Here is a 12,384-nt window from a genome sequence, read left to right as displayed (position 1 = left end):
CCATATCTGCCTGTGCGGCCCGATCCTTCCAGCATCCAGGCCCATCGCCCCCGCACGGCGTCAACTCGGTGACCCGGCCATGGCCCCGGCCTGCTCCCGGGCCTGGGCCAGCATCTCTCCCAGTTCCTTCAGGCTGGGCACGATCACGTCCGGCGGCTCGTGCAGATGCAGGGTGTCATCCACCGTCGCCTCTCCGGTCAGCACCAGCACACCCACGGAACCGGCCCGGCGGGCCATGACCATGTCGGTGTACAGACGGTCCCCGACCATGGCCAATTCGTGCGGCTGCAGCCGGTGCCGGTCCAGGATTCCGCGCAGCATCCACGGGTCGGGCTTGCCCAGAACCGCCTGGGGCGACTGGCCCGTCGCACTCTCAAGGCAGGCGCACACCGCCCCACAGTCCACCAGAACCGTCGGCCGATCCGTCGGACAGATCCGATCCGGGTGAGTGGCGATGAAAGGCTTGCCCCGCTTGATCCACCAGGCCGCCTTGCACAGCCGGGGGTACACCAGCCCGGTGTCAAATCCAACCACCACCCCCTCCGGCTCCTCCTCGTCGCCGACCACGGTGAAGCCGGCCATGGCCAGCTCGCCCTGCAGGCTCGGCGTGCCCAACACATACAGCCGCTTCACCGTCGGAAGCGCCTGGCGAAGGTAGTACACCGCACACCCGGTCGAGGTGAATACCTGTTCACGATCGGCCGGGATACCCATGCGCCCCAGGGACTGGAGGTAATCCACCACACTCTTGGAAGAGTTGTTGGTCAGGAATGTGTAGCCGATCCCCAGCTTGCCCATCCGCTCCAGGAACGGCAACGTGAATTCAAACACGGTCCCGCCCTTGTAGATCGTCCCGTCCATATCCAGGGCGAGATGTCGAACCGATGTCAGCTTCGTCGTACTCATGAGCGTCGACTCACCTCGCGGGGCCCACCGCCCGGCTCTCGCTCGGTCCGTGACCGGCGTTCCAGCACAGCGCGAACAGAACGCTCGCAATGAGACCCGAGACAATGAGCAGGCCGAAGACTGAAGACCACCCGGTATGCTCGGCCAGATAGCCCAAGCCCCAGCCGGAGAGGACTCCACTCAAATAACCGAACAGACCGGTCAGCCCGATGGCGGTGGCGGCCGCTCGCTGCGTCGCCAGATTGGCGGCGATCACGCCGACCAGACACTGCGGACCGTAAATGCAGAAACCCATGGCACCGAGCAGCGCCGCGTTGGCCACGGCCGAGTGAGAAGCGAGCTTCCAGAACAGGGCCACAAACACCGTACACATCAGCATGTAGACCAGACAAGTCCGCCCGCCGTGACTCCGAAAGACCCGATCCGTCAGCCACCCACCAAGCAGCATGCCGAAGACGCCGGCTACCTCGTAGCCCGCCACAGTCCAGCCCGCATGCTGAAGCTTCACCCCCTTCATCTCCGCCAGAATCGTCGGACCCCAGTCGAGCACGGCATACCGAATCGTGTAGACAAAGAAATTCGCCACACTGACCGTCCAGATCAGCGGATTGAGGAACACCTGCCGCACCGTGAACCGCCAGAGATCCCCATCTTCGGTCCCTCGTCTGCACCCGGCCTGCCCGACCGGGCAGGGGTCCAGACCGTCGCCACCCGTGCAAGCCACCACCTGGACCGGGAAACCTCCGGATGGCACTTGCCCGTACTCCTCAATCGGCGGCAGACCCACCGAGCCCGGCGTGTCCCGAAGCCGCTCGACGAGAAACACCGCACCGCCGAAGGCCAGAACCGCAGGCACCAGGAAGCACAGCCGCCAATCGGCGCTGACCAGAAAACTGCATAACAGCAGTGCGGCCGCCGCCCCGATCGAATGCGAGGTGTTCCAGATCGCAAAACGGGTTCCGCGCTCCTCCGGCGCGAACCAGTGAGTGAGACTGCGGGCACAGGGCGGAAAGCCCATCCCCTGGAACCACCCGTTGAGCAGCCAGAAGAAACCCAGCGTATAAACGGCGCTGCTCAGGCCGAAGCAGAGATTCATGACCGCCGAAAGAACCAGACCCAAGGCCATGAAGTACCGCGGGTTGGTGCGATCGCCGAGAAAGCCGTTGGCGAACTTCGAGAAACCGTAAAGAACCCCGTGCAACGTCAGGAACAACCCCAGGTCCGACTTCGTCACCCCCAGGTCTTTCTCCATCATCGGCATGGCCAGGGACAGGTTCTTGCGTACCAAATAGAACAGGGCATAGCCGATCAGACTGGCATACAGGATACGCCGTCGCCAATATCGGTAGTGAGCCTGGACCTCGGCAGCGGGCACCCTTCGCTCCGCAAGCCCCGCAGGCCGAAACAGGTTGACGGCGGCGGCCAACATCAGTGCCCCCCTCGCGTTCGGCATTCGTCCGATCCCACCACCGCCGCCGCCCCCTCACCCACCAGAGGAATGGCATCCAGGCAGCGAACCAGGCATCCGGTCAGTACGGCCACATCCAGCACCGTAAACCGACGCCGGATCTGCTGGGCCTCAATGTAGCTGCGCCGGAGACGAGTGGAATCGATGCCGATGTCCGCCGGATGGTTGGGCGCTCCGGCCGCGCGGAGCATGTCCCCGACTTCGTCAGCCGGGACGAGTTGTTCGTGAAGCTGATGCTGCAGCGCCGGCCAAGCCGTCCGTATCCGCTCGAGCAGGAGCTGCCAGGTCTCCCGATCCATGTGCTTGGCCTGGCTCTCGCGCCACGCCACGGCCCGCAAATCGGCCTTCTCATGGGTCAACTCGACCAGCCGCCTGAGCTCCTCCAGATCGGGCCAGCCGACCGAACCCCCACCGATCCCTGCCAGCGGCTCAGCCATCAGCCGTTCATACAGCAGCGTCACCGCCAAGGTGCCGATCCCGACCTTGTGGCCGTGCAGGGGTGTCCCCCCCCGATAGGTGTGGCCCTGCATGTCCCACAAGTGGCTGAACTGGTGTTCGGCGCCGGAGGCTGGCCGGCTCGACTTGCACCACTGCATCGCGAAGCCGGTCATCATGAGGCCCTCCACCAGCCCCACGATCGTGTCCCGGTCGCCGCGACGCACACACTCCGGATTGCCCGTCCAGTCATGAAGACGCCTGTGCACCAGATCCCACGCCCGGGCATCGATGGGCTCGATATCCAGAGCGTCCGCCAGCAGCCAGTCCGCCCCGGCCGTGGTCTTGGCCAGCAGATCCGCGTAGCCGGCCGCGTTCAGCTCGCCCGGGGCCGCGCAGATCACTTCCAGGTCGGCGATCACCGCCCGCGGCGCCGGGCAGAAAAACGTCTGCTTGGAGCCATCCCGGACCACCGACGCCCCGTACGCCGTGTAACCGTCCATCGATGCGGCCGTAGCCACGACCATGTAAGGCCGTCCACATTCGTGAGCGGCCAGCTTGCTCAGATCGTTGATCGTGCCCGAGCCCACCGCCACGGGAACGCCCCCGCGCGTCTCGATCGCCCGCTTCACCAACTCCACGTGCTCGTAGTCGGCGTGCAGCGAAGGCTCGTCGAATACCAGGGCTTCCGGCAATTCGATGCCCGCCCCGCGCAGCACGCCCGCCACCGCCCCACCGGCCGCCTGGAACGTGTTCGCGTCGGCGACCAGCAGGGCCCGGTCCTCATCAAAACACCGGCCAAAGACCTCCGCGGCCTCCCGCACCACACCATCGCCCAGCCGGAGATCCCGCGTGTCCGTGGCCATCGCCAAGGCCGCTGCAATCCGCTGTTGAATGAGCCTCATGTCCATGGCCGTGCCGCCAAACCCCTTCACTCCCGGCCCCGTGCCCGAAGATACGCCTTCACCGCCTCAACGGCGATCTTCGGATCGTCCGTCGCGAAGGAGTTCACCCCGAGATCCATCAGCCGATGAAAGGCCATCGGATCGCTGCTGCCGGATGGCAGCGTCTGAAAGAGGATCTTCCGTGCCGCCAACTCCTGGCCTACCGACTGCAGAAACGCCGACGAAGGTACGAATGGATCCTCCGCCTTCAGGTCGCCGACCTTCACATGGATCTGCAGCTGATCCACGTACGCGAAATCGACCGCCCGCAACTCCTCCAATCGTTTGCCGAGACTCGCCTCCGTACCCCCCATCCACAGCAATGTTCGAGAGGTCGGCGAAAGGGACTTCCACGCGCGCACCTCGTCGTACTTGGTCGAGGCCTGAATGAGCTGGCCCTCGACACCGTACTCCCGAGCCAGGGCAACCAGTTGGTCCAGCGGCACCTTCTTGATGTCCATGTACAACGACCGCGAAGGCCGCCCGCGCATGGCGGCAAAGACGTCCGCCATCCGCGGAACACGCTGCCCAACAAACTCGTCCCCCCTCCACGCTCCTACATCCAGGGCGGACAACTCCTGCCAGGTCAGGTCCGCCACCCCCTTCTTCTGCAGGACCGGCGAAGCGCCCTTCACCAGCCGACCAAAGTGGGTGTCGTGAAACGCCACCGGCACGCCATCCCGAGTGACGCGAATGTCGGCCTCCGGAACCGTGCCAATCCCCCAGGCCAGCTCGAACGTCGGAAGCGTATTCTCAGGGGCGAGGTTGCCCGCCCCGCGATGGGCTTGAATGATCAAAGCGAACCCGGAATCGCCAACACCCGACGGATGCCGTCCGCACCCGATCACAACGGCCGCCAGCAGAGCCATACCCAGGGCTCCCATCAACCGAATCCCGGTTTCACACCTCATGTGTACCATGACCTCACCCCGCCCCGTCTGCCCACCCGCCAGGGCAACAACCCAAAACCGAACACGCCACCTGCGACGGCCGCTCGACACCTGAACACCGTCGCCGTTCTCGATCCGGCGCGCGCAAAAAAACCCTCGCGATCGCGTCGCGAGGGCCTTTCTCTTTATTCTCTGGCCCACCAGGCGATAGACACTGGCTTCAAGTTGTCACTACTCATACACTAACACGCTGATCCATCAATGTCAACCTGGGACCACGCCATGAAGAAGGACCGCCGCCACCAGCCAATCGAGAGATGGTTCGCAAAGCCGATCATCCCAGTGGTCTGGGACGTCGGCCAGATGGACTGCACTTCCTTGGCCCAGGCCAGCCTCATTTTCCTGCAGGGCGGCGAGCTGGCGGCGCTGCCCGGCGTGCTCGAGGGTCTCACTCGCCCGCCCCTCACCGACATTCCCCTCATGCTGCACATCGATCTTCTTGCCGGCCTGACCAGCGATGAACCTGGCCTGCGCTACCTGGTGGGCCACAAGCGAATCGACGGCATCATTACCGTCCGCTCCCACCTCATCGCCGCCGCCCGGCGAATGGGCCTGGCGGCCATTCTCCGGCTTTTCCTTCAGGACGGACGGGCCGTTGACCGCGGCCTGCACATCATCGACCAGGCCCACCCCGACGTGATCGAGCTGATACCCGGCGTGGCCGCCATCGAAACCGCCGCCCAGTTCAGTGCCCTGCCCATTCCACGCATCGCCGGCGGCCTGGTCCGCAGCGCCGATCTGGCTCAACGCATCCTGGCGAGCGGCTGCCGAGCCGTCAGCACGAGCAACGAGCAGCTGTGGAACCTGAATACCACGCCGTGAGCCGCGCCCCCTCCGCCCGATCACGCCCCCTCCCTCGGCCCCCTGCTGTCCAGGATCGCCCGAATCGCCCTGGCCAGCGACATGAGCGTGAACGGCTTGTGCAGAAAACCCGCCACTCCCGGACGGCCTTCCGTATCGCTGATGCGCTCATCACCGGTGGTAAGCACCACGGCCACGTGCGGACAGCGCTCGGCAACGAACGCCGCAATCTCCCAGCCGTTGCGCTCCGGCATGCTCACGTCGCAGAGCACCAGATCAACGTCCTCGGCATTATGTTGCAGAAAAGCCAGCGCCCCGTCCGCGTTGCCGTGGGAGACCGCGCAGTATCCCAGCGATGACGCCATCTGCTCGATGGTCCGAGCCACCGGCGCCTCATCGTCAACGATCAGAATCGTCTCCGAGCCCCGTGGCGGCCGTTCCCGCCGGGGCAGGTCCGCCGACGCCTGCAGGGCCGTCTCCGGCTCATTCGAGGCCGGCAGCCACACCGAGAAGGTGGAGCCGCGGCCAAGCTCAGTCTCTACCGAGATGTGGCCACGGTGGCTCTCGATAATGCCGTGCGCGACCGAGAGCCCCATGCCCCGGCCCATCTCCCGGGTGGTGAAGAACGGTTCGAAGATCCGCTCGCGCAGCTCCAACGCGATACCGCATCCCTGGTCGACCACCTGAAAAAGGATGTACGGCCCGGCCGTCAACCTCAGCTCGCCGGCCTGGGCCTCGTCCAGGTCCACCGCGCGGGTCACGATCGCGATCCTCGCCGGCGGCTGGCTGGCCTGGACCGCGTTCAGGCAGAGATTCATGACGATCTGCTCGATGCGCGGCGGATCGGCCACCACCGTGGGCAGGTCGCCGGCCAGATCAAGACGGAATCCAATCCCGGACGGCGCTGCCCGCTCCAGCATCGGGACCATCGATCGAATCAGCCGGTTCAGGTCCGTCGCCACAGGCTTCTGCAAACCACCACGGGCATAAGCCAGCAAATGCCGGGTAAGCGATGAACCCCGCTCGGCAGCTTCGACGATATCAAGCATCGCCTCCCGGACTTTCGGCGGCAGAGACGACTCTCTCTGCACCACCGACGCATTGCCCAGGATCACCGCCAGGAGATTATTGAAATCGTGGGCTACTCCCCCGGCCAGCTGACCGATCGCCTTCAGCTTCTGAATCTGGTAAAGCTGGTTCTCCAGCCGGGCCCGCTCCTCCTCGGCTCGCCGCTGTTCAGTCAGATCCCGCAACGTCCCGATCACGCCAATCGCCCGCCCGCGCTCGTCCCGAAGAAACCACACCTCCATGTACGCCGGAAAAGGGGTGCCGTCGCGCCGCGCGTGCCAGATCTCACCCCTGAAAGAGCCCGCACGATCCGCCTCCTCGTTCGCGGCCAACACCGCATCCATCTGCTCCGGAGTGTGGAAGATCGCTATCTGCTCCCCGACGACTTCCTCCGGGGTGTACCCGTGGGCCAGCGCAAACGCCTGGTTCACGAAGAGAAGCCGCCGCTTGAGGTCAACGATCGCAATCCCTTCACCGACCTGCTCAATCGCGAGAGACAACAGACGACTGTGCTCCTCCGTCCGCGTCCGGCGAGTGATGTCCGTGATGTACCCCTCGATGGCAATGAGTTCCCCGCTCGGCGCGTACACCCCCTGCCCATTGTCCCATAACCACTTCTCCTCCCCATTCGCCGCCGTGATCCGAAAAGTGGTGTGGAATGGCTTCCGCACCTTCACGGCTTCCTGGACCACTTCCCAGATCCGCTCCCGATCCTCGGGATGGATCAGGTCCGCGCTGCTGATTCGGGCATTGCCGACCAGATCCGCCGCCGGATAACCAGTCAGCTTCAACACCTGCTCGCTCAGGTACAACATCGTCCGCAAGCGGTCGTTCCGGCAGCGATAGACCATGCCCGGCAGATTGCTGATCAGGGTCGACAGCACTCGCTGGCTCTCGGCCAGCGTCGCTTCAACTCGTTCCTGCTCCGCCAGCCGGGTCTGGAGCTCCTGAACACGAGCCTTCAGTTCCGCGATCGTCGGGTTACGCTTCACATCCAGGGCTTCCTTGTGACTTCAGTTCTCCGCCGAGGTGAGCATACGCCCCGCTGGCGGCTCAAAACCGGGTTTTCACGCCGCCCAACCCGCGACGCGGGCAAACGCCCTTTCCGCCGCCGCGAGGGTTTCGTCAATCTGCCTCTCGGTGTGGGTCAGGGATACGAACGCAGCCTCGAATTGGGCTGGTGGGAGGTAAAAACCTCTATTGAGCATCTCCTGGAAGAAAAGACCGTAAGCGCGGACATCGCTCTTTTTTGCACTCGCATAGTTCGTGACCGGACCCGCCTGAAAGAACACGGTGCTCATGCTGCCCACGCGGTTCTGACAGATGGGAACGCCGGCAGCCCGGGCCGCCGCCCCAAGGCCATCCGCCAGACGGGCGGAGAGACTCTCGAGCCGGGCATACACCCCCGGCTCGTGCAGCGCCTCCAGCGTGGCCAGCCCCACCGCCATCGCCAGCGGGTTGCCAGCCAGTGTGCCAGCTTGGTAGACCGGGCCCAGTGGGCTCAGCCACTCCATGATCTCACGCCGGGCCCCATACGCCCCCACCGGTAGCCCGCCACCGATGATCTTTCCAAGGCAGGTGATGTCCGGACGCACGCCGTATCGCCCTTGAGCACCCCCCAACCCTACCCGATAACCAGTGATGACCTCATCAAAAACCAGAAGAACGCCGTATTCGTCACACAGCGAACGCAGACCCGCAAGGTAACCCTCGGCCGGTGGAACACAGCCCATGTTGCCCGCAATCGGCTCCAGGATAAACGCCGCAATCGACCGCCCGTGGGCCGCAAACAGCGCCCCGGCTGAACCAAGATCGTTGTAGGGCACCCGCAACGTGCCCGCCGCCATCGCCGCCGGGACACCCGCCGATGAAGGCGCGCCGAAGGTCGTCGCACCCGAACCCGCTTCCACCAGCAGCCCATCGGCATGACCGTGGTAACAGCCATCACACTTCACAATCAGATCCCGCCCCGTAAACCCCCGAGCCAGACGAATGGCGCTCATCGTCGCCTCGGTACCCGAGTTCACGAACCGAATGACCTCGATAGACGGAATATCGGCAATGACCCGCTCAGCAATGGCCGTCTCCTGCGCCGTGGGGGTGCCAAAACACCACCCCTTGCAGAGAGCTTTGCCCGCAGCGGCCTTGGCCCGCTCATCAACGTGACCCAGGATCATTGGACCCCAGCCACCTACATAGTCAACGTACTCGTTCCCGTCGACGTCGACCAGAACCGCCCCTTGCGCCCGACTCATAAAGCGAGGAACACCCCCCACCGCCTTGAATGCCCGAACCGGTGAGTTGACCCCACCCGCCAGGACCTTCTGTGCCGCTGCGAAGGCGAAGGTGGATCCTCCCTCAGGCCGCAAGCCCTTCAAGCTCCCAGCCATACCCGAACCAGCGTCAACTGAATCTTCCCTCGGTTTCATTTGGGCAACATCATACCGTCCGACCGGCTAATTCGTGAAGATCCCTTATATGGAGGCCACACCCATTCCGCCCCCTATATTTTGTGGCTGGCTTTTTCGCATCGGACCGGTATAATCGCGCTCGGTGGCTGTCACGAGTCTTTGCAGCTTTAACTACTTACCTTATATACACTTAAGGATCATTGGCATGCCCGGCTCGGTTGACGCTGCTCAGATCGTAGACGGGGCTATTGAATCAAGCTATGGGGAACGTCAGCCCACGTATCTGGAGTGACATTCTCCTCGCGCTGCGCAGCGAGTGTCCCGAACTAGCCCGGCCCTGGTTTAACACGCTTGAGCCGACCGATCTCCAGTTCGGGGTCATGCGGGTTCGTACACCCACCGAAACCCAGCGGCAGTATCTCCGCCAGCAGTGCCAGGTCGCCTTCAACCAAGCTGCTCAGACGACGCTCAACCGCTTGGTCACCGTAGAGTTCGTGGCTCCTACTGAGACCACACCGCCCGACCGCCCTCTGTCCTTCGAGGAGGAGGGCGACAAGCCCATTCTCAACCCTGACTACACCTTCGACAACTTCGTGATTGGGCCCAATAACCGCCTCGCCCATGCGGCCAGCGTCGCCGTCGGGGACGCCCCAGGACGAGTGTACAACCCCCTCTTCCTCCACGGTAGCGTGGGCCTTGGCAAGACGCACCTCCTCCAGGCGGTCTGCCATCGTCTGTTCACCAATGGCAACGGCCACGGACCTCGCATCCTCTATCTGACCTGTGAAACATTCACCAACCACTTTGTCGAAGCCATCGAACGCGGCGCTCTCCATCAATTCCGCTATCGGTACCGTCATGTCGACGCTCTAGTCATCGATGACATCCAGTTTCTAGGAGCCCGCGAGCGCAGCCGGGAAGAGTTTTTCCACACCTTCAACACTCTCTACCAATCTCAGAAGCAGATCATCCTCTCCGCAGACGAGGCTCCCAATGGTATTAACGGCCTGGAAGACCGCCTCGTCAGCCGATTCAGCTGGGGCTTGGTGGTCAGGATCGACCCTCCTTGCCTTGAGACACGCATGGCGATTCTCCACAAGAAAGCCACCCTTCGGTGCGCCGAGCTCCCAGAAGACGTCATCCACTTCATCGCCGCCACCGTAGAGTCTAACACCCGTGAACTCGAGGGCGCCTTGACGAAAGTCCTCGCTACCAGCCAGCAATACGGCGGACTCGTCAACCTCGACATCGCCAAGAAGGCCCTTGGCGACCACCTCTCCACTTCCCGCCGCTTGATCGGGATTACCGATATCTTGGAAGTTGTGACCCAGCACTTCAACGTCCGGGCCGCTGACCTCCAGGGAAAACGCCGCAACCGATCTCTGGCGTTCCCTCGACAGATCTGCATGTACCTCGCCCGAGAGCTCACCGCTATGAGCCTGGAGGAAATCGGCGGCTACTTTGGAGGGCGCGACCATACCACCGTCTTGCACGCCACTCGTACCATTGCTGAACAGCGGACCCAACAGGCCGACCTCCACCACAGCCTGCTGCAACTCACCGAGGCCCTTCACCACCGTATCCCCTGATCCTTTCGAGCACACACCACGGGCCTCTTCAACGGTGGATAAACTGTCCCGTTTGCGGTATCCTGACACCCAAACTTGAGGAGCCCGGCAGAGCCATTGCTGCCGAACCGAATGCCGCTGGCAAACGCCACCTACTTGCCAACAGGTTATCCACAAGGCTCGTGGCCCGGATAAAATGTGCAAGTGATGATAGGAAAGATGGTTAGAGCTATCGTGGCCCTGGCTTACGCACAACTCACAGGCCCTACGACCCCTATCTTCCTTTCAATGAGCTTTAGTAGGAGATAGGGACGCTCGAGACCTCCACTTGATGGAAGGAGCCGGTACGTTATGCACGCCATCGTTAACCGCAGTGGGTTAGTGGAAGTCCTGAATCTGGCCACCAGCGTTGTGGCAAGCCGCACCCCTAAAGATATCCTTAAGTGTGTTCGCCTCACGACCACCGATGACGGGCTGCTCATCAGTGCAACAGACCTGGAAGTCGGCCTCCGAGGGGTGGTACGTCAAGTCGAGGTGAGGAGCCCTGGTGAGTCACTACTGCCTGCAGACAAGCTGATGCAGATTGCACGCGAGAGCGTGGACGAGACCCTGAGCATCGAGGACGATGGTGAGAAGTGTCATATTACAGGTCAGGACAGCGTCTTTGATATCTATGGACATGATCCTCATGAGTACCCGCCGGTGCCGGATCTCGAGGGGCCGGGGGACCTGGAGATCGACAGCCAAGTGCTCCACCGGTTGATTGAGCGGACGGTGTTCTCGGTAGCAAAGGAGAATACGCGTTACGCGATTAATGGTGTATTATGGGAGAAGCGTGGTCAGAAGCTTGCGTTGGTAGCGACGGACGGGCGGCGGCTGGCGTGGGCAACCGGTAGCGCAGAGCGAGTCAACGCCGACGATGATCGCAAGATGATCGTTCCAGCCAAGACGGTCTCGATCCTTCAGCGTGTTCTAGGTAGCATCGAGCGGGAAGTGGCTGTTCAGTTTAGTGATAATCAGGTTCTTGTGGCTGGGGCGGGGTACACGGTAAGCTCAGCGCTGGTTGAGGGGCATTTTCCGCCATACGAGGAAGTGATCCCTCAGGATAACGACAAGCGTATCGAGCTGCCGACGGAGAGCTTCTTGAGTGCTGTTCGGCGGGCCTCACTCCTGGCGAATGACCAGTCCAAGGGCGTCCGGCTGCGTTTTGGTGATGGCAAGCTGGTGCTCACCAGTCGGGCTCCCGAACAGGGTGAGGCAACCGTGTCGATGGCGGTCGACTATGCGGGTCCGCCTCTGGAGATTGGCTTTAATCCGGTGTTCCTGACCGAGGCACTTCGGGTGGCGGCGTCGCCGGTGGTGACCGCGGAGCTAAAGGACGGAACGCGCCCGGGTATCTTCCGGGTGGGCGGTGATTTCGTTTACTTGGTGATGCCGGTCAGTCTGGTGTGAGAATGCGTCGAGAGACACGCCGGCTGGGGTGGGTGCAGCGCAACCGCGGGGAGCGGAAGGGTGCGGAGGCAATCGGGGTATGGGCGGGACGGGTGGTGAGCCACCACCTGCTGGCCTTGCCGGCTTGGCGCCGTCGGTTGCTTGGCGTGCTGGAAGAGTGTCTGGGGGCGGATTGGAACAGCTGCGTGGTGGAGGTCGATCTGGGGGATGGAGTCCTGAGGCTTGGTGTGAGCGAGCCGGCTCGTTTGTATCAGCTTCGGCTGCGCTGGGAGCAACACCTCCTCGCGGTGTTGCACGCAGAGTTGCCCGCAGCAGGTATTCACACTATTAGGTGGTTTATAGTAGAACCGAGTGATGACGTGGAAGGACAGTTGGACTAGC

At 63.0% G+C, this 12,384-nt stretch carries 10 protein-coding genes; 4 read left to right on the top strand and 6 right to left on the bottom strand.

What is annotated here, in order from left to right:
- Window positions 1–60: 60 nt before the first annotated feature.
- From KA354_06755 to KA354_06740, 4 genes are read right to left on the bottom strand one after another with little or no spacing between them, the layout of a single operon-like run.
- The gene (locus KA354_06755; protein ID MBP7934332.1) at window positions 61–906 is read right to left on the bottom strand and encodes an HAD-IIA family hydrolase; all 846 of its coding nucleotides are present in this window, start codon (window positions 904–906) and stop codon (window positions 61–63) included.
- A gap of 10 nt (window positions 907–916) precedes the next feature.
- The gene (locus KA354_06750; GenBank protein ID MBP7934331.1) at window positions 917–2,359 is read right to left on the bottom strand and encodes an MFS transporter; all 1,443 of its coding nucleotides are present in this window, start codon (window positions 2,357–2,359) and stop codon (window positions 917–919) included.
- Window positions 2,335–3,714: a sn-glycerol-1-phosphate dehydrogenase gene (locus KA354_06745; GenBank protein MBP7934330.1), complete on the bottom strand. Its 1,380-nt coding sequence runs from the start codon at window positions 3,712–3,714 to the stop codon at window positions 2,335–2,337. The genes KA354_06750 and KA354_06745 overlap by 25 nt, the downstream gene beginning before the upstream one ends.
- Window positions 3,715–3,740: 26 nt before the next feature.
- Window positions 3,741–4,664, bottom strand: coding sequence for a glycerophosphodiester phosphodiesterase family protein (locus KA354_06740; protein MBP7934329.1), 924 nt, complete (start codon window positions 4,662–4,664; stop codon window positions 3,741–3,743).
- Window positions 4,665–4,925: 261 nt separating this feature from the next.
- Here KA354_06740 and KA354_06735 point away from each other — a divergent pair, with 261 nt between their 5' ends.
- Window positions 4,926–5,525, top strand: a complete 600-nt coding sequence (locus KA354_06735) for a glycerol-3-phosphate responsive antiterminator (GenBank protein ID MBP7934328.1) — start codon at window positions 4,926–4,928, stop codon at window positions 5,523–5,525.
- A gap of 20 nt (window positions 5,526–5,545) precedes the next feature.
- Here KA354_06735 and KA354_06730 read toward each other — a convergent pair whose 3' ends face one another.
- Both KA354_06730 and hemL read right to left on the bottom strand, forming a co-directional pair.
- Complete coding sequence (locus KA354_06730; GenBank protein MBP7934327.1) at window positions 5,546–7,564, bottom strand: PAS domain S-box protein; 2,019 nt, start codon at window positions 7,562–7,564, stop codon at window positions 5,546–5,548.
- A 75-nt stretch (window positions 7,565–7,639) separates the two neighbouring features.
- Window positions 7,640–8,962 carry a glutamate-1-semialdehyde 2,1-aminomutase gene (hemL, locus tag KA354_06725; GenBank protein MBP7934326.1) on the bottom strand — a complete coding sequence of 441 codons (1,323 nt, stop codon included), beginning with the start codon at window positions 8,960–8,962 and terminating at the stop codon, window positions 7,640–7,642.
- 281 nt (window positions 8,963–9,243) lie between these two features.
- Here hemL and dnaA point away from each other — a divergent pair, with 281 nt between their 5' ends.
- From dnaA to KA354_06710, 3 genes are all read left to right on the top strand, one after another.
- Window positions 9,244–10,572: a chromosomal replication initiator protein DnaA gene (gene dnaA / locus KA354_06720; protein MBP7934325.1), complete on the top strand. Its 1,329-nt coding sequence runs from the start codon at window positions 9,244–9,246 to the stop codon at window positions 10,570–10,572.
- A 330-nt stretch (window positions 10,573–10,902) separates the two neighbouring features.
- Complete coding sequence (dnaN, locus tag KA354_06715) at window positions 10,903–12,003, top strand: DNA polymerase III subunit beta (protein MBP7934324.1); 1,101 nt, start codon at window positions 10,903–10,905, stop codon at window positions 12,001–12,003.
- Between the two features lie 2 nt (window positions 12,004–12,005).
- Window positions 12,006–12,383, top strand: coding sequence for a DUF721 domain-containing protein (locus tag KA354_06710; protein MBP7934323.1), 378 nt, complete (start codon window positions 12,006–12,008; stop codon window positions 12,381–12,383).
- Window position 12,384: the final 1 nt, after the last annotated feature.

Source organism: Phycisphaerae bacterium, assembly GCA_018003015.1.
Lineage (GTDB): Bacteria > Planctomycetota > Phycisphaerae > UBA1845 > PWPN01 > JAGNEZ01.
This window is presented reverse-complemented; position numbering and strand designations above follow the sequence as displayed.